Source organism: Bacteroides sp. 11BF, assembly GCF_019633765.1.
In the GTDB taxonomy this organism is placed as follows: Bacteria; Bacteroidota; Bacteroidia; order Bacteroidales; family Bacteroidaceae; genus Bacteroides; species Bacteroides hominis.
This window is the reverse complement of sequence record NZ_JAFKPJ010000019.1, coordinates 75,709-93,999: the sequence shown is the minus strand read 5'-3', so window position 1 is coordinate 93,999 and position 18,291 is coordinate 75,709. Positions and strand designations below refer to the sequence as shown.

The following is an 18,291-nucleotide window of genomic DNA, read 5'->3' as shown; positions in this document are numbered from 1 at the left end:
GGTAGTCGCCGTTTTTAGAGAGTTCATCCCCTCGGGTCAGAAGACACGAGGGGATGACTTGTTTTTGGGAGATTCATTTATTTTATCTATATTTGCAAATGAGTATTTATATAAACGTTTAAAGCAAATATTTAAAGTATGAAGACAAAATTCTTTTTAGCTGCTGCAATGGTGGCATTCTCTTTTGCGATGATTTCTTGTGGTGGCAATAAAACAGCTAATTCGGAAGCTGCTACAGACTCTACTTCAGTTGCTGTAGAAGCAGTGGAATCTGCTGCAACTTGTTGCAAAGGTGACTCTGCTGTTTGTGACTCTACCAAGGCTTGTTGCAAAGATAAAGCTGCATGCGACCAGAAAACAGAATGCCCTCAGAATGCAAATTGTGAAAAGAAAGCTTGTGATAAGAAGTAATCAACAGGCATTAAAGCTATAATTGAGTGGGAATAAGGTATCTAACAGTACTTTATTCCCATTTTTTGTAGGCAGATATATGAACTTTGATTGTGATATATTTGTTATTATACAGTAGTTCTTCTTATGAAATGATATTTTTATGAATAAAAAAGTAACGTTTTATTTGGAGGCTAAGAAATAATCTATACCTTTGCATCGTCAAACAATAAAAGAGACAATAAACATGAATCAATCATTTATACATATTCTACTGTGTGGTATTATTATTCTGCTGGCAAAGGTCGGGGGAAGTGAGTGTCGCGCGTAAATATGTATAATGAAAATATACGAAAGCCTTTCTCACTTCCTTGTGTGAAAGGCTTTTTTGATGGTGTATAATCAGATTAAAAAAATAGAATATGAGCGACAGATTATTTATTTTCGACACCACCCTTCGCGATGGTGAACAAGTACCGGGATGCCAGTTGAATACAGTGGAAAAAATTCAGGTGGCAAAGGCATTGGAAGTTTTAGGTGTAGATGTAATTGAGGCAGGCTTTCCTATTTCCAGCCCGGGTGATTTTAACTCGGTGATTGAAATATCAAAGGCTGTGACCTGGCCGACGATTTGTGCATTGACGCGTGCGGTACAAAAAGATATCGATGTGGCAGTGGATGCCCTGAAGTTTGCTAAACATAAGCGTATTCATACAGGAATCGGTACTTCAGATTCACATATTAAATATAAATTCAATTCTAATCGGGAAGAGATTATCGAACGTGCTGTGGCGGCAGTGAAATATGCCCGTCGTTTTGTGGATGATGTAGAGTTTTATGCAGAGGATGCAGGACGTACGGATAATGAATATCTGGCTCGTGTGATTGAAGCGGTTATTAAGGCTGGTGCTACAGTAGTGAATATTCCGGATACAACAGGTTACTGCCTACCTTCCGAGTATGGCGCGAAAATCAAATATCTGGTAGATCATGTAACAGGTATTGAGAATGCAATCATTTCTACCCACTGTCATAATGATTTGGGAATGGCTACTGCCAACACGATGGCAGGTATTCTGAATGGTGCCCGCCAGGTAGAGGTTACCATCAACGGTATCGGTGAACGTGCGGGAAATACGGCCCTTGAAGAGATAGCAATGATTATTAAAAGCCATCACGAGATTGATATTGAGACGAATATCAATACTCAGAAGATTTATCCTACCAGCCGTATGGTATCGAGCCTGATGAATATGCCGGTACAGGCTAATAAGGCCATTGTTGGACGCAATGCATTTGCGCATTCTTCGGGTATCCACCAGGATGGTGTACTTAAGAATGTGCAGACTTATGAAATAATTGATCCGCACGATGTGGGTATCGACGATAACTCTATCGTATTGACAGCCCGTAGCGGACGTGCTGCCTTGAAAAATCGCCTTTCCATTCTGGGTGTGACACTGGATCAGGAAAAACTGGATAAAGTATATGAAGAATTCCTGAAACTTGCCGACCGCAAGAAAGATATTCATGATGATGATATTCTGGTATTGGCGGGTGCGGACAGAAGTGGTAACCATCGCATCAAATTGGAATATCTTCAGGTGACCAGTGGAGTAGGAGTCCGTTCCGTTGCCAGCCTCGGATTGAATATTGCCGGAGAGAAATTTGAATCGGCTGCCAGTGGTAATGGTCCGGTGGATGCTGCCATCAAGGCTCTGAAGCGTATTATTGACCGTCATATGACTTTGAAGGAATTCACGATTCAAGCCATTAGCAAAGGAAGTGATGATGTGGGTAAGGTACACATGCAGGTTGAGTATGATAACCAGATGTATTACGGATTTGGTGCAAATACAGATATCATAGCTGCATCGGTAGAAGCCTATATCGACTGTATCAACAAGTTTACTAAGTGATGTGACTCTAAACGTAATTTGTAAATCGTAAAATAATAAATAAAAAGATGAATACATTATTTGATAAAATATGGGATGCACACGTAGTGACTACGGTGGAAGATGGCCCTACACAACTCTATATCGACAGATTATATTGTCACGAAGTAACCAGTCCTCAAGCTTTTGCCGGTTTACGCGCACGCGGGATTAAAGTACTCCGTCCGGAGAAGGTATATTGCATGCCGGACCATAATACACCGACTCACGATCAGGATAAGCCTATTGAAGATCCTGTCTCAAAAACTCAGGTGGATACATTGACTAAGAATGCAGCCGATTTTGGGCTGACGCATTATGGGATGATGGATAAAAGAAATGGTATTATTCATGTGGTAGGTCCCGAACGGGGACTCACTTTACCCGGAATGACGATTGTCTGTGGCGATTCACATACTTCTACTCACGGTGCGATGGGAGCGGTTGCTTTTGGTATCGGTACAAGTGAGGTTGAAATGGTACTTGCTTCACAATGTATTTTGCAGTCACGTCCCAAGACTATGCGTATCACGGTAGATGGTGAATTGGGTAAGGGAGTTACAGCCAAGGACATTGCCCTTTATATGATGTCGAAAATGACGACCAGCGGTGCAACCGGTTATTTTGTAGAATACGCCGGTGAGGCAATCCGCAGTCTGACAATGGAAGGCCGGTTGACACTCTGTAATCTTTCTATTGAGATGGGAGCCCGTGGCGGTATGGTTGCTCCCGATGAAGTGACTTTTGAATACATCAAAGGGCGTGAAAATGCTCCTCAAGGCGAAGAGTGGGATAAAGCAATGGCGTATTGGAAGACTTTGAAGAGTGAAGAAGATGCGGCTTTTGATAAAGAAGTCCATTTTGATGCAGCTGATATCGAGCCGATGATCACTTATGGAACTAATCCGGGTATGGGTATGGGCATCACGCAGCATATTCCTACAACCGAGGGTATGAATGAAACAACGAAAACTTCATTCTTGAAATCTCTGGACTATATGGGATTTCAGCCGGGTGAATCATTGTTGGGTAAAAAGATTGATTATGTATTTCTGGGCGCTTGTACTAATGGGCGTATCGAAGACTTCCGCGCATTCGCTTCTATAGTGAAAGGGCGTCAGAAAGCCGAACATGTGATTGCATGGTTAGTGCCGGGTTCTTGGATGGTTGATGCCCAGATCCGTGAAGAAGGATTGGATAAGATTCTGGAAGATGCCGGTTTTGCTATTCGTCAGCCGGGATGTTCGGCTTGTCTGGCCATGAACGATGATAAGATTCCTGTCGGTAAATATTCAGTTTCTACCAGTAACCGTAATTTTGAAGGACGTCAGGGGCCGGGAGCCCGTACGTTATTGGCCAGCCCGCTTGTGGCGGCTGCAGCTGCCGTAACGGGAGTGATTACCGATCCGAGAGAACTGATGTAATAGAGCTATAGGACGATCGGGGATTTACTGCTCAAGGAGTTTGTGAACGGAGATTGTCCGCCTGCACTGTAAATCGCAATTATTTAAATCGAAAATAAAAAGATGAAAGCAAAATTCAATATACTTACAAGTACTTGTGTACCTCTTCCATTAGAGAATGTGGATACAGACCAGATTATTCCCGCGCGTTTTTTGAAAGCTACAACCAAGGAGGGGTTTGGAGAGAACTTGTTCAGGGACTGGCGTTACGATAAACAAGGGAATAAAATAGAATCATTCGTGTTGAATGACCCTACATATGGAGGACAAATTTTGGTAGCCGGAAAAAATTTTGGTTCGGGATCCAGCCGAGAGCATGCTGCCTGGGCCATTGCCGATTATGGTTTCCGTGTAGTGGTGAGTAGTTTCTTTGCAGATATTCATAAAAACAATGAATTGAATAATTTCGTTCTTCCGGTTGTGGTAACCGAGGAATTCCTTGCAGAGTTGTTCGATTCCATCTTTAAGAATCCGAAGATGGAAGTGGAAGTTAACCTGCCGGAACAAACCATCACTAACAAAGCTACCGGAAAGAGTGAACATTTTGAAATCAATGCCTACAAGAAGCACTGTCTGATGAATGGACTTGACGACATTGACTTTTTGTTGACTAATAAAGATAAAATAGAACAATGGGAAAAGGCGTCAAAATAGAAATCATGGACACGACTCTCCGCGACGGTGAACAGACCAGCGGAGTATCGTTTGTGCCCCATGAAAAACTAATGATTGCCCGACTTCTGCTGGAAGAGTTGAAAGTAGATCGTGTGGAGGTAGCTTCGGCGCGTGTGTCCGATGGAGAGTTTGATGCGGTGAAAATGATATGTGACTGGGCTGCCCGAAGGAATCTGCTGCAAAAAGTAGAGGTATTGGGGTTCGTCGACGGACATACTTCATTGGATTGGATTCATGCTACCGGATGTCGTGTCATTAATCTGCTGTGCAAAGGTTCGCTGAAACATTGTACCTGCCAGTTGAAGAAAACGCCCGAAGAACATATCGAAGACATTCTTGCCGTAGTGGATTATGCCAATGAACTCGATATTGAGGTTAATGTATATCTGGAGGATTGGAGTAATGGTATGAAGGACTCTCCCGAATACGTGTTCCGGATTGTGGATGCATTGAAGGAGACCACTATCAAACGGTTTATGCTTCCCGACACATTGGGTATCCTGAACCCGCTTCAGGTGATTGAGTTTATGCGGAAGATGAAAAAGCGTTATCCTGACACACATTTCGACTTTCACGCACACAATGATTATGATCTGGCTGTAAGTAATGTGCTTGCTGCCGTGCTGAGTGGGGTAAAAGGGCTCCATACTACTATCAACGGTTTGGGTGAACGTGCCGGAAATGCTCCTTTGGCGAGTGTACAGGCCATCTTGAAAGATCATTTCAATGCCATAACCAATATCGATGAGAGCCGGCTGAATGATGTGAGTCGTGTGGTCGAATCGTATTCGGGCATTGTGATACCCGCCAACAAACCGATTGTAGGTGAGAATGTATTTACTCAGGTGGCCGGCGTACATGCCGATGGAGACAATAAAAGTAATCTTTATTGTAATGATCTGCTTCCCGAGCGTTTCGGGCGTATACGCGAGTATGCTTTGGGGAAAACTTCCGGTAAGGCCAATATCCGCAAGAACCTTGAAAGTCTGGGACTGGAACTGGATGAAGAGTCCATGAAGAAGGTTACGGAGCGAATCATTGAGTTGGGTGATAAGAAAGAGTTGGTTACTCAGGAAGATTTGCCCTATATTATTTCTGATGTGTTGAAGCATGATGGCATGAGCAATAAAGTAAAATTGAAAAGCTACTTTGTCACTTTAGCACACGGATTGAAGCCGATGGCAACACTGAGTATCGAAATCGACGGTCAGGTTTACGAAGAAAGTTCTTCCGGTGATGGACAGTACGATGCCTTCGTACGCGCTTTGCGTAAAGTATATAAGGTGACTTTGGGGCGTAAGTTCCCGATGCTGATTAATTATGCCGTAAGTATCCCTCCCGGAGGCCGTACCGATGCCTTCGTGCAGACAGTCATCACCTGGAGTTTTGGTGAAAAGGTGTTCCGTACCCGTGGATTGGATGCCGACCAGACAGAGGCTGCCATCAAAGCTACTATTAAAATGCTGAATATAATAGAAGAATATTAATTATTGAACAATATGGATTTTAAAATTGCTGTATTAGCCGGTGACGGCATCGGACCGGAAATCTCTGTACAAGGTGTAGAGGTGATGAGTGCCGTCTGTGAGAAGTTTGGACATAAAGTAAACTATGAATATGCCATTTGTGGTGCGGATGCTATTGATAAAGTAGGTGATCCTTTCCCCGAAGAAACCTATCAGGTGTGTAAGAATGCCGATGCAGTTCTCTTTTCGGCTGTAGGTGATCCTAAGTTTGACAATGACCCGACTGCCAAGGTACGTCCGGAACAAGGGCTGCTGGCTATGCGTAAGAAACTCGGTTTGTTTGCCAATATCCGTCCGGTGCAAACCTTTAAATGTCTGGTTCATAAGTCGCCTCTTCGTGCAGAGTTAGTAGAGGGAGCCGACTTCCTGTGTATCCGTGAGCTGACGGGTGGTATGTATTTCGGTGAGAAATATCAGGATAATGATAAAGCATATGATACGAATATGTATACACGTCCCGAAATTGAACGTATCCTGAAAGTCGGTTTTGAATACGCAATGAAGCGTCGCAAACACCTTACTGTAGTCGATAAAGCCAATGTGCTTGCTTCCAGTCGTTTGTGGAGACAAATTGCACAAGAGATGGCCCCGCAGTATCCGGAGGTGACTACTGATTATATGTTTGTGGATAATGCTGCAATGAAGATGATCCAGGAGCCTAAGTTCTTTGACGTAATGGTGACGGAGAATACCTTTGGCGACATTCTGACCGACGAAGGTTCTGTAATTAGCGGTTCTATGGGATTACTCCCGTCTGCTTCTACGGGCGAGAGTACTCCGGTGTTCGAGCCAATTCACGGTTCATGGCCGCAGGCAAAAGGTTTGAATATTGCTAACCCACTGGCACAAATCCTTTCGGTAGCAATGTTGTTCGAATACTTCGATTGCAAAGCCGAAGGCGCTTTGATCCGTAAGGCTGTCGATGCTTCTTTGGATGCAAATGTACGTACCCCCGAAATTCAGGTAGAAGGTGGTGATAAGTTTGGCACGAAAGAAGTAGGAGCATGGATTGTTGATTACATCCGGAAAGCCTGATTTCGTTTTTATATTTATAAAACAACAGACAATGCCGGAGAGGAGTGACATTCTTTCCGGCATTCTTTTTCTGTTTTAAGTCTGTATGAATGTTATAATCCGGTTTCATTTTTTCTTTTTGTGCTATAAAAACATAAATTAGATTTGGTTTGTTGTTTCAATACCCCTGTTTTATTTCTTATTTTTTGTATTTTTGCAGGATATTTACAATGAGGCAATGAATAAAACGATCAATTATCAACTGACTATCGTTGTTCCGGTATACAACGAAGAAGACAATATCTACTCTTTGGAACAGAAATTGGGAGAATTTTTGCCCAACTCTATTTGTACGGCTTGTGTATTGTTTGTGAACGATGGTTCACGTGATAACAGTAAGCAACGTATCATGGAGGTATGCGCGCGCAATAAGGATTTCTTTTATATGGATCTGGCAAAAAATTCCGGATTGAGTGCCGCCATGAAAGCGGGTATCGACTACGCTGAGTCGGTATATGTGGGATACATGGATGCCGATCTTCAGACTACTCCCGAGGATTTCAACCTGTTATTGAAGGATATTGCCGACTATCAGTTGGTGATGGGTATCCGTGCCAATCGTAAAGACTCTTTTTTTAAAAACCTCCAGTCCAAGATTGCCAATGGTTTCCGGCGGATGATGACCCATGATGGTGTTCAGGATACAGGTTGCCCTCTTAAAGTGTTGCATACGGCCTATGCCAAACGTATTCCGTTCTTTACGGGTATGCACCGTTTTCTTCCTGCGTTGATTTTATTGCAGGATGCTAAGATCAAACAGATTCCTGTCCGTCATTTCCCGCGTGTAGCAGGTACATCCAAGTATCATTTGTGGAACAGACTGGTTTCTCCTTTCCTCGATTGCTTTGCGTACCGTTGGATGAAGAAGAGATATATTAACTATCGTGTCGGCGACAATAACTTAATGGAGTAGTCTTGTGGGAGGTAACGGCTTTATTTATGTAATCGGTTTTTTGGCGCAGGCTTTTTTCTCTGCGCGCATCATATTCCAGTGGGTACTATCGGAAAAAGCAAAGAAGGTAGTATCTCCTTCCATATTTTGGATTCTGAGCATTGCCGGTTCTTATCTGTTGTGTATCTATGGGTGGTTGCGTGATGATTTTTCTATTATCTTCGGACAGTTTATTTCTTATTATATCTATTTGTGGAATCTGAACGAGAAGGGTATTTGGAATAAATTGCACGGGGTACTGAAAACTCTGCTGGTAATTACCCCCATTATTGCAGCAGCTTTTATGCTGCACGATGCACAACACTTTATCGATAGTTTTTTCCGAAATGAAAAGGTGCCTCTCTGGCTGTTGGTCTTCGGTTCAATGGGACAAGTCATTTTCACTCTTCGTTTTGTATATCAATGGGCTTATTCATTCCATCATAAAGAGTCTTTACTGCCTGCCGGTTTCTGGATTATCAGTCTGGTCGGTTCATCGGTTATTGTGGCATACGGTGTATTCCGTCTCGATCCGGTTCTGATTTTGGGTCAGTCTGTCGGTTTCGTAGCCTATTTTCGCAATCTGATGATTGGGCGTAAAAGCTCCAAGCAATCAGTTGCCTATGAAAAGTAAATTTCTTCCGTTTTTATTATTGCTGGCAGTATTGCCGGTGCTGATTTTCCGGGATTATACTCCCTCCAATGAGTTACGCTATCTGAGCATTGTCGATGAGGCACTGCGCAATGGTGATATTTTTACGTTCACCAATCACGGTGTGCAATATGCCGATAAGCCTCCTTTGTATTTCTGGATTCTGATGCTGGGCAAATGGTTGCTGGGCAGTCATGCCATGTGGTTTGCGTCACTTTTCTCTTTCATTCCTGCTCTGGTGATTATGCTGGTAATGGATCGGTGGGTAGAACGTGAAACATCTGCGGCCAATCGTCTTTCGGCACAGCTAATGTTGATGAGTTGCGGCTTGTTTTTAGGGTTGGCAGTTGTTTTGCGTATGGATATGCTGATGTGTATGTTCATTGTTCTTGCCCTCCGTACTTTCTACCGGATGCTGAAAGGACAGGGCAGCAAGAACCGGAATGCCTTTCTGTTTCCCTTCTATATTTTTATGGCTGTTTTCTCCAAAGGTCCGGTCGGTATACTGGTACCCTTGCTGTCTACTTTTGTCTTTCTGCTTATCACCGGGCGTGTGAAAACCTTCGGACGCTATTGGGGATGGAAGACATTTGCCGTGCTACTGTTAGGATGTTTCATCTGGTTTGGTGGTGTCTGTTGGGAAGAGGGAGGTTTGAACTATCTGCATGATCTGCTATTCCGCCAGACTGTAGGACGGGCTGTCAATGCTTTCGATCATAGTGCACCCTTCTATTATTATTTTATTTCCGTTTGGTATTCGTTGGCCCCTTGGGCGTTATTGCTGATAGGGGTGATTGTGGCCGGGGCATGTCGTCGGTTAATACGTTCAGATCTGGAGCGTTTCTTTATGGTAATCATTCTCAGTACTTTGTTGATGTTATCTTGTTTCAGTGGTAAACTTGCCGTCTATTTGGCACCGACTTTCCCATTTTTTGTCTATCTGGCCGTACTTTTGCTATCACATTTCCGATGGAATCAATGGCTGGCGTTGACGTTGGTTCTTCCTGCCGTTGTTTTTGTGGCAGGCCTGCCCGCTCTTATCGTGTTGGGACAAATGCCGGGCACCGAATTTCTGGGACAGAAGCTTTTTTACGTGGCCGGTGGAGTGTTGACAGTTAGTGGTTGTGCGGCTCTGTATTTCCTCTATCGGAAGAAATCGTTGAACAAGACTATCAATACGCTTGCCTTCGGATTGTTTTGTGCTATCTTTGTGGGCGGTTGGGATGTACCTGCCATTAACAGTGAATTGGGTTATTCCGAATTATGCCGGAAAGCAGTGGAACTTTCCAAAGAAAAAGGGACTTCCGGTTATTGTGTCCTGAATGTACGTCGTCCTGAGAATATGGATGTCTACCTGCACGAAGGTGTGAAAGAAGTGACTGAAGAAGAAGTTTTGGATAATAAATATCAGAATACCATCCTGATGATTTCGAACAAGAAAATACGTTCGAACAAGGAACTGCAGAAATTTGTTGACGGTAAGGCACATTATGTTATAGGCCGTTTTTCCGTAATGGTACTCTAAATAAGATTGAATCATGAAAGTATTAGTGACAGGAGCTGCCGGTTTTATCGGCTCTTATACAGTAAAAGCATTGATAGCACAGGGTTGCGAAGTTGTAGGGTTGGATATAATCAATTCTTATTATGATGTGCAGTTGAAGTACGACCGCCTTGCTGATACTGGTATAGCAAAAGAGTTGATAGAAGATGGTGTATTGTTACCAAGTTCTAAATATCCTTCCTATCGCTTTATTAAGATCGATTTGACTGATCGTGACGGACTGAATCACTTGTTTGAATCCGAACATTTTGATGTTGTGGTTAATCTGGCAGCCCAGGCGGGTGTGCGCTATTCGATAGAAAATCCTTATGCGTACATCGAATCGAATGTTGTAGGTTTCCTGAATTTGCTGGAGTGTTGCCGTCATTACCCGGTGAACCATCTGGTATATGCCAGCTCAAGCAGTATTTATGGCCTGAATGACAAGGTGCCTTACGCTGAGACGGATAAGGCCGATACACCGGTAAGTTTATACGCAGCGACGAAAAAGTCGAATGAACTGATGGCCCATGCTTATAGCAAACTGTACGGTATACCGACTACCGGTGTGCGTTTCTTTACAGTGTATGGTCCGTGGGGACGTCCGGATATGGCTCCATGCCTGTTTATGAAAGCAATCCTGAACGGAGATCCCATTAAAGTATTCAATAATGGGCAGATGCGTCGTGACTTCACCTATATAGACGATATCATCGCAGGGTTGATGAAGATCATCGCCCATCCTTCTGCCGATCCTATTCCTTTCTATATTTATAATATCGGTAATTCCGCTCCTGTGGAACTGATGGATTTCATTTCTGTGATTGAGAAAACAGCGGGTAAAACGGCAGTTAAGCAGATGATGGGGATGCAGCCAGGAGACGTGGTATGTACTTATGCTGATACAAGCCGGTTGGAGAATGATTTTGGCTATAAGCCTTCTACTTCCATAGAAGAAGGAATCCGAAAATTCTATGACTGGTATATAAAGTATTTCAATAAGTAACGTACAAAATCATACTTTTGATAACCTGAAAATCTTTCCTGATGGTCCTCAGTGGATAATCGCACGCAGACAGAAAACAAAAAGAAAATGAAGCGGTGGCAGTATATCCTCGGGACAAATAAATGAAAAGGAAATGATAAATGCCGGATTATGGAAACACTTGGAAAGATTATTTTTTATCTGTCAAACTTAGCCTTATATCATCTTCTGATGTGGTGGGGAGTCAATACATTGTGTGTTGGGGTGGTAGCTGCCGGTTTTGAATATTGGATACTTTTTGCTGTGCTTATTTTCTTAGGCATAAGTACTTTCAGCTATTTACTGGCGCACTATTTTTGGAATAGTAGCTATTGGGGGATGTTCCTCAAAAATGCAGGTATATTCCTTTTGGCTTTATTTGTTACTTATTTAAGAATGATGTTTTACGACCTGTAATTGTCGGGATGCCTTTCTGCATCTGCCTGAATTTCATGTTTTGGGGATACTTTTGCCCTTGAAAGAGTTCTTTTGATAGTAATGCCGTGCAAATACTTGAAAATAGGACAATTGCTAAAACATTACTTCTTTTTCTACAATGCCACAATAAAACAATTAATGTTCAAATAACCGGCATAAATTAATCACTATTTTAAATAAGATTTCATTTCGCCCAAAGTCCTAAGGCATAGAAAGAAAATCTGCTTGAAAGGGCAATCAAACTTCATCTTTGCAGCCAAGATGTGTGTCTTCGCAGCCAAGATATACATCTCTGCAGGCAAGATGAATATCTTAGTCGCTAAGATGAAGAAAGTTAGGCATAGAACTTGGATTACATCCGGATGATCCGGTAAGAGAAATATGAGGAGGATTGGAGTACGTATTGGATTGCTAAGTTCTTTCAGGACTATATCCGCAGTGTAGAAAACGCAATTCGGAGCTTTTAAGGCTAACAAATAATTCACATCTCTTAAGTCTTTGGCAGATGTTATGCAGCAAAGATAAGAATAAGAATTAATAAAATGCAAAAATAGAATCTTTTTTTTAATAAATACCAGAGAGCTTAGACTAACCAATCTTTTGTAGTAAATCGAAACGGCATCCTTAATTTCTATCTTATAGATATAAGTTGCATATATTCAGTGTATTATATTTTAGTTTGGTAGAATATAGGTACAAATAAGTATAAATGATACGGTTGTTCCTTCAAAAAAGCATCTGCATTTCTTGCTTTTACTCTGATAAACTGTACAAAATTCCTGTCTTTCCAAGTCCTGAAAGGACTACTCCCCAATGAATTGTTTTTCGGAATAGGATATCAGCATAGTTCAGCAAAGTTTTAATGTCGACAGAAAACTAATAATCAAAACTAAAAGGCCTATGAAGACTTAGAAGAACGACCAAACTGATTCCGGATTTATACATCTTCCGGATGGAACATTCCTTTTTTTATGTTTAACCGAAAAATTTAATGTATGACAAAAAGAACTAACCTGTTTCCGAGTTTGATCAAAGCTCGTGAAATGAATTGCCTCAAAATAGCAGGTACCAGTTTGCTGCTATTATGTATGTCACCCCAGTTTGCTGTGGCCGATAGCCTAAAGCAAGATGCAGTTACCGTCACACAACAGCACAATGTAAAAGCCAGCGGCATTGTTACCGATGAAGCCGGCGAACCTCTCGTTGGTGTATCCGTATTGGTAAAAGGGACTACTTTGGGAAGTATTACCGACCTGAAAGGAAGATTCTCTCTGGATGTTCCGGAAGGAAGCACTTTTGAGATTTCTTATATTGGGTATAAAACACAGATTGTCAAAGCGGAGAGAACTCCGATGAATATTGTTCTGAAGGAGGATACTCAGAAGCTGGATGAAGTTGTTGTAGTGGGCTTTGGTACCCAAAAGAAGGTTAACTTGACGGGGGCGGTATCGGCTGTGACCGGTGACGATATTTCGAAACGACCGGTTGCCAATGCCGCTATCCTGTTGCAAGGACAAATCCCGGGATTGCGTGTCAATCAGGGGCTTGGACAGCCCGGTGGCGAAGGGACTTCTTTCCGTATCCGTGGTCAGGGGACTTTCTCTTCTGCCGGATCAGATCCTTTGATCCTGATCAATGGCGTACCAGGTAGTATGACCAACCTCGACCCCAGTGTGATCGAGAGTGTTTCCGTTTTGAAAGATGCTGCTTCGGCGGCCATTTACGGAGCAAGAGCCGCCAACGGTGTTATTCTCGTTACTACCAAGCAGGGTGCCGTGGGAGATAAGGTGAGCATTAGTTATCATGGGAATATTGGTTTGCATACACCGACCAAACTCTACGACCGAATTACCAATTCGGCAGAATATATGGAGTTGGCAAATCTGGCCTGGAAGAACTCCGGAACCGGAAAGCAGTACACCCAAGATCAGATCAACCTCTATCGGAATAATGTCGGTGACCCCCAATATCCCAATTTCGATTGGCAGGACTATATGTTCCGTACGGCCGTAGTACAGACACATAATCTCTCGATGGCCGGAAGTACAGAGAAAACTACTTATAACGTGGCTTTGAATTTTGTAGATCAGCCGGGTACTATGCGTGGATTCAAATATAGAAAGTATAACGCCACAATCGACCTTACCGCACGCATTACCAATTTCATCAAAGTCGGAACCTATGCCAACCTGATGTATGGGGAAACGGAACAACCCCGTCAAGGCCAGAACGATGCATTCCTCTCTACTCTTTCGCAAGCACCGACCTATATGCCTTGGTTGCCGGACGACGGAACAGGGATTCGTCGTTGGACAAGTTCGGCTTATTCGTTCGAAAGTCATAACAAGAATATGCCTGCCATTATCGGAGAGAATGCGATGAAACGTGACAACAATTTCGATATTAATGCCCAGTTGTGGTTAGAGATCAACTTGGCTAAGGGATTGACATGGTACACCAAGGGTGCTGCCCGTCTTCAGTCGAACAAAAGTAAAGACTGGAGAGGGAGTACGACTTATACTTACGATTACCACACCGGAGAGAAGTCGTCCGAGCTTGATAAAGGAGGATTGGGGTTGAGCGTGGGCGATAGCCGCCGTTTCTATACCAATCTTTATAGTTACTTGAAATATGACTTGTCACTGGTGGAGAATGCACACAATTTCTCTTTGATGGTAGGTTATAATCAGGAATCGGAAAAATATGAAACGCTCAACGCTTACCGTAAGGACTTTGCCTTTGACCTGCCGGTGCTCAATGCCGGTGGTACGGCCGATTGGAGCAACAGCGGAGGTGAAGAAGAATGGGCTATCCAGTCTTTATTCGGACGTTTCAACTATAATTTCAAGGAACGCTATCTGTTTGAAGCCAATATGCGCTATGACGGAACTTCGCGTATTTCCGATGAAAACCGTTGGGGCGTGTTCCCGTCATTCTCAGTCGCCTGGCGTGCTACGGAAGAAGAGTTCGTAAAAAAAATGAACCTCAACTGGCTGAATAACTTCAAACTGAGAGGTTCATGGGGACAGTTGGGCAACCAGAATATCGGGCTTTATCCTTATCAGGCCATGATTTCGGGGGTAGATGACTATCCGTTTACCAAAACTTCGGACGGAGTGGTTATCGGTTATCAGCAGACGGCTTATGCCAATCGTAACATCAAGTGGGAGACGACTACCATTACCGATATCGGTTTTGACTTACAGGTGTTTGACGGTTTGAGTGTGACCTTCGACTGGTATAAAAAGACCACCGATGACATTTTGCGCTCTTCACAGGTGTCCAGTTTGCTCGGACTTTCGGCGCCGACTGTAAACAATGGCTCGGTAGAGAATAAAGGTATAGAGGTTGCTCTGAATTATGCCAATATGGTAAAGGGAGGCACACTCAAGGGACTCCGTTATAATGCCGGTGTTTATTTTGACCGTTCGCGCAACAAACTGACTGAGTTTGGCGCAGAAGAGATCGGAAGTTACAGTATCAAACGTGAGGGACTGCCTTATGATGAATATTACATGCTGGAGTGCATCGGTGTATTTGCCGACCAAGCTGAGATCAATGCTTCGCCGAAGCAATTCAATGATAACACCCAGCCGGGTGACCTGAAGTATAAGGATATCAGCGGTCCTGATGGGAAACCGGACGGAGTGATCGATAATTACGACCGCCGTACTTTCTCCGGACGCTTCCCCGGCTTTGAATATGGCATCAATGCCAGTGCCACCTGGAAAGGCTTCGACCTGTCGTTAATCGGTCAGGGAGTAGCTGATAAGAAATATTACACCACTGACTGGGGAGTGCAGCCTTTCATGCAAGGCGCTTCTCCCAACAAAGACTATATCAAGCACATGTGGACGGAAGAAAACCCGTATGGGGCCAAACATCCCAAACTTTATTGGCAGGATATGGGCGGAGGCAAGAATACACGTCCCAACAGCTATTATCTGAAAGACGCTTCTTTCTTCCGGTTGAAGAATGTGACACTTGGCTATACGTTACCGCGGGTATGGACCGAAAAGGCAAATATCTCCAAAGTACGTATTTACTTCTCCGGTGACAACCTGTTGACCCTGACCCCTTACAAAGGACTCGACCCCGAACGTAACGGTGACGGAAGAGATGCCATCTATCCACAAAACAGAATCTACTCGTTTGGTTTAAATGTTGAATTTTAATTAGGACATGCAATGAAAAAGAATATTCATATATTGTTAGCTGCCACATTACTTTTCGGTGCCACCTCGTGTGAAGACTTTCTTCAGAAAGATCCTCCGTCAAGTCCTTCGCAAAGCGTATTCTGGCAGAAGAAGAGTGACTTTGAATCAGCTTTGGCCGGAACCTATTCGGTCATGTACTCCGGTGTATTCTCTCAGATTATGCCTTGTCTGGACGGATTGACCGATAATGCAATCGTGCAACACAGTGAAGGTACCTACGGTTGGGCCAAGACCATCGCCCAGGGAGACCTTACTCCCAATCAGGGCGGGTTCGTGACCGACATTTATGGTAATTGCTATAAAGGCATTGCCCGTGTACATATCCTGATGGAACAACTCGAACAGTATACCGGATCGGATATCAGTGCAGAGGATAAGAAGTTTATGCTCGCACAGTGTAAAGCGTTGCGCGGTTACTTTTATTCATGGTTGTATCAGTGTTACAAAGAAGTGCCTGTCGTGACCCAGTCACTCGATCTGAATACAATGTACCAGCCTAAGGCCACCCGTGCCGAAGTGTTGAACCGTGTGATGACCGACTATGACGAGGCTATCAGCGAATTGCCCGATAAACTGTATTCCGACTCACAGACATCCGGACGATTTACCGTTTCGGCTGTCAAGGCTCTGAAGGCGAGAATTCTGTTATTCGATGCCTACGATAGCAATGGGAAGGCCATCCCTTCGAAGATGGAAGAGGTGCTGACTTTGTTGCAGAGTATCAAAGGATATAGCCTGGCAGCACGTGTACGTGACAATTTTATCTCTGAGAAACAATTGGCATCACCGGAAATCATGTTTTCCGTCCGCTTCTTGCGTCCGAACCTGACTCACTCCATGGACTTGTATTATGGTGCCTGGGCTGTTCTCGATCCGACCCGCAATATGGTGGATGCATTTGAATGTACGGATGGAAAACCGTGGGGAGAGTCGCCTCTGACCGTACGTCCTGACGAAAGCATATTGTATGGTAACAATGATGCGCTGAAGAAAGCAGAACGTGCCAAGATGTTCATGAACAGGGACCGCCGTCTGTATGAGTCGGTCAATCACTCCATGATGGCTAACTTTGCCGGTGACGGATGGAAAGACGAAGAGGTACAGGTGAACGAATCGAACAATAAAGGACCTACCGGTTTCAGTGCCCTCAAATACATTCAGCCTACGGATGTGACACCCGGATACAGTACTGTTTCGGATGCAGATGTAATCGTGTTGCGCTATGCTCATGTATTGCTGATGATAGCCGAGGCGGAGAATGAAGCCCATGGAGCCACTACGACAGCTCTGGATGCTATAAACAAAGTAAGGACACGCTCCGGTCAGCCGGCTATCGGGGCAGGTATTTCACAGGACGACCTTCGCGAACGTATCCGGAACGAATGGCGTATTGAGACTTGTTTTGAAGGTTTACGTTACTTCCAGCTGAAACGATGGAAGCTGATGGACAAACTGGTGAACGGAGCGGAAGATCCCGCCTATCCGGGATATATCAAGGTGTATAAACCTGCATTTGAATTCTTCCCCATTCCGCAGTCCGAAATAGACAAGGCAGGCGGTGTCCTGAAGCAAGATCCGGCCTATGAGTAAGGGTACGAAGAAGACATGACCGGTAGCCGGATTCACGGTTGGTAATAAAGATGATAAGCCGACGGAACGCATGCTTCATAAGGAAGAAGCGCGTTGCCGTCGGCTTTTTGTATTTTAAAAGAGGAGGTCTTTTCCAGAACTCCGAAAGTAAGAATGATTATGCCATGATGAAAGCGTAAATCAGAATTCCCAACGTGGTCAGCAAACCGGCATAGATCGTGATTTCCGTATGTTTCACTTTGCCGAAGGAGGTGCCTTTGGCTATTTTCTTCAACAGATAGCACATCAGTGCAGCTCCGCAGCATCCTATGACAGCTCCTACAATCAGGTCGCCCGGATAGTGTACTCCCAGATAGATGCGTGTATAGCAATTCAGTGTGGCCCATAGGAGAATGAAAAGGCTCAGCCACTGTTTGCGGAACAGGAAAACCAGGAAGAAGGCAAGTCCGAAAGAGTTGGAGGCATGACAGGATGGAAACCCATAGCGTCCGCCCCGGTAGTTGTTTACTACGTGAACGAGGTCGGAGATCGGATTCTCCGGGTTTGCCGGGCGCAAGCGCTCTACGACGGGACGTATCAGGCCGGCACAAACCTGATCGGCAAAAGTAATGGTCAGCGCGATGGCAGCCAGACAGCACAAAGTTATTTTCCAGTTGAAATTCTTTAGCAGTACATACAAGATGCTGGCATACATCGGCACCCAGATCCATTTCCCGGTGAAGGTACTCATGAAATAGTCGGCAAAAGTGTTATGAAAACCGTTGAGGTATAGCAGCAGGTTCTGGTCTACGTTGGCCAGTGACTGAATAAGGTCGTTAGTCATATCGTTGT

The 18,291-nt window shown here is 44.0% G+C and carries 14 protein-coding genes; 13 read left to right on the top strand and 1 reads right to left on the bottom strand.

Annotation, left to right across the window (positions count from 1 at the left end; genetic code table 11):
• Positions 1-138: 138 nt before the first annotated feature.
• The 13 genes from JZY04_RS17815 (at position 139) to JZY04_RS17755 (ending at position 17,460) form a co-directional block, all read left to right on the top strand.
• Positions 139-411 (top strand): hypothetical protein, encoded by a 273-nt coding sequence (locus JZY04_RS17815; protein ID WP_005780897.1) that lies wholly within the window; start codon positions 139-141, stop codon positions 409-411.
• 401 nt (positions 412-812) lie between these two features.
• Positions 813-2,309, top strand: coding sequence for a 2-isopropylmalate synthase (locus JZY04_RS17810; RefSeq protein WP_122143658.1), 1,497 nt, complete (start codon positions 813-815; stop codon positions 2,307-2,309).
• Positions 2,310-2,356: 47 nt separating this feature from the next.
• On the top strand, positions 2,357-3,751 hold the full coding sequence (leuC, locus tag JZY04_RS17805; protein ID WP_122143657.1) for a 3-isopropylmalate dehydratase large subunit: 1,395 nt from the start codon (positions 2,357-2,359) through the stop codon (positions 3,749-3,751).
• A gap of 102 nt (positions 3,752-3,853) precedes the next feature.
• Entirely contained in the window at positions 3,854-4,444 is a 591-nt protein-coding gene (gene leuD, locus JZY04_RS17800; RefSeq protein WP_005780891.1) for a 3-isopropylmalate dehydratase small subunit, read from the top strand.
• Positions 4,423-5,952 (top strand): alpha-isopropylmalate synthase regulatory domain-containing protein, encoded by a 1,530-nt coding sequence (locus tag JZY04_RS17795; RefSeq protein WP_005821377.1) that lies wholly within the window; start codon positions 4,423-4,425, stop codon positions 5,950-5,952. The genes leuD and JZY04_RS17795 overlap by 22 nt, the downstream gene beginning before the upstream one ends.
• Before the next feature lie 12 nt (positions 5,953-5,964).
• Positions 5,965-7,026, top strand: a complete 1,062-nt coding sequence (leuB, locus tag JZY04_RS17790; protein ID WP_005807868.1) for a 3-isopropylmalate dehydrogenase — start codon at positions 5,965-5,967, stop codon at positions 7,024-7,026.
• A gap of 217 nt (positions 7,027-7,243) precedes the next feature.
• Positions 7,244-7,978 (top strand): glycosyltransferase, encoded by a 735-nt coding sequence (locus tag JZY04_RS17785; RefSeq protein ID WP_005807866.1) that lies wholly within the window; start codon positions 7,244-7,246, stop codon positions 7,976-7,978.
• Between the two features lie 4 nt (positions 7,979-7,982).
• Complete coding sequence (locus tag JZY04_RS17780; protein ID WP_005807865.1) at positions 7,983-8,630, top strand: lipid-A-disaccharide synthase N-terminal domain-containing protein; 648 nt, start codon at positions 7,983-7,985, stop codon at positions 8,628-8,630.
• Positions 8,620-10,173, top strand: coding sequence for a glycosyltransferase family 39 protein (locus JZY04_RS17775; RefSeq protein ID WP_122143656.1), 1,554 nt, complete (start codon positions 8,620-8,622; stop codon positions 10,171-10,173). The genes JZY04_RS17780 and JZY04_RS17775 overlap by 11 nt, the downstream gene beginning before the upstream one ends.
• 13 nt (positions 10,174-10,186) lie before the next feature.
• Entirely contained in the window at positions 10,187-11,197 is a 1,011-nt protein-coding gene (locus JZY04_RS17770; protein ID WP_122143655.1) for an NAD-dependent epimerase/dehydratase family protein, read from the top strand.
• A gap of 150 nt (positions 11,198-11,347) precedes the next feature.
• Positions 11,348-11,632: a hypothetical protein gene (locus JZY04_RS17765; RefSeq protein ID WP_122143654.1), complete on the top strand. Its 285-nt coding sequence runs from the start codon at positions 11,348-11,350 to the stop codon at positions 11,630-11,632.
• A 1,016-nt stretch (positions 11,633-12,648) separates the two neighbouring features.
• Positions 12,649-15,828, top strand: a complete 3,180-nt coding sequence (locus JZY04_RS17760; RefSeq protein ID WP_005780875.1) for a TonB-dependent receptor — start codon at positions 12,649-12,651, stop codon at positions 15,826-15,828.
• Between the two features lie 12 nt (positions 15,829-15,840).
• A complete protein-coding gene (locus tag JZY04_RS17755; protein ID WP_122143652.1) occupies positions 15,841-17,460 on the top strand; it encodes a RagB/SusD family nutrient uptake outer membrane protein in 1,620 nt (539 codons plus the stop codon).
• A 157-nt stretch (positions 17,461-17,617) separates the two neighbouring features.
• On the opposite strand, the gene JZY04_RS17750 is transcribed toward JZY04_RS17755, so the two are convergent.
• Positions 17,618-18,283, bottom strand: coding sequence for a phosphatase PAP2 family protein (locus tag JZY04_RS17750; RefSeq protein WP_005807857.1), 666 nt, complete (start codon positions 18,281-18,283; stop codon positions 17,618-17,620).
• Positions 18,284-18,291 lie beyond the last annotated feature (8 nt).

What these genes read in the sequence shown, in the direction of transcription:
- JZY04_RS17815 (WP_005780897.1), top strand. Translation starts at nt 139, where the DNA reads ATGAAGACAAAATTCTTTTTAGCTGCTGCAATGGTGGCATTCTCTTTT.
- JZY04_RS17810 (WP_122143658.1), top strand. Translation starts at nt 813, where the DNA reads ATGAGCGACAGATTATTTATTTTCGACACCACCCTTCGCGATGGTGAA.
- leuC (WP_122143657.1), top strand. Translation starts at nt 2,357, where the DNA reads ATGAATACATTATTTGATAAAATATGGGATGCACACGTAGTGACTACG.
- leuD (WP_005780891.1), top strand. Translation starts at nt 3,854, where the DNA reads ATGAAAGCAAAATTCAATATACTTACAAGTACTTGTGTACCTCTTCCA.
- JZY04_RS17795 (WP_005821377.1), top strand. Translation starts at nt 4,423, where the DNA reads ATGGGAAAAGGCGTCAAAATAGAAATCATGGACACGACTCTCCGCGAC.
- leuB (WP_005807868.1), top strand. Translation starts at nt 5,965, where the DNA reads ATGGATTTTAAAATTGCTGTATTAGCCGGTGACGGCATCGGACCGGAA.
- JZY04_RS17785 (WP_005807866.1), top strand. Translation starts at nt 7,244, where the DNA reads ATGAATAAAACGATCAATTATCAACTGACTATCGTTGTTCCGGTATAC.
- JZY04_RS17775 (WP_122143656.1), top strand. Translation starts at nt 8,620, where the DNA reads ATGAAAAGTAAATTTCTTCCGTTTTTATTATTGCTGGCAGTATTGCCG.
- JZY04_RS17770 (WP_122143655.1), top strand. Translation starts at nt 10,187, where the DNA reads ATGAAAGTATTAGTGACAGGAGCTGCCGGTTTTATCGGCTCTTATACA.
- JZY04_RS17765 (WP_122143654.1), top strand. Translation starts at nt 11,348, where the DNA reads ATGGAAACACTTGGAAAGATTATTTTTTATCTGTCAAACTTAGCCTTA.
- JZY04_RS17760 (WP_005780875.1), top strand. Translation starts at nt 12,649, where the DNA reads ATGACAAAAAGAACTAACCTGTTTCCGAGTTTGATCAAAGCTCGTGAA.
- JZY04_RS17755 (WP_122143652.1), top strand. Translation starts at nt 15,841, where the DNA reads ATGAAAAAGAATATTCATATATTGTTAGCTGCCACATTACTTTTCGGT.
- JZY04_RS17750 (WP_005807857.1), bottom strand. Translation starts at nt 18,283, where the DNA reads ATGACTAACGACCTTATTCAGTCACTGGCCAACGTAGACCAGAACCTG.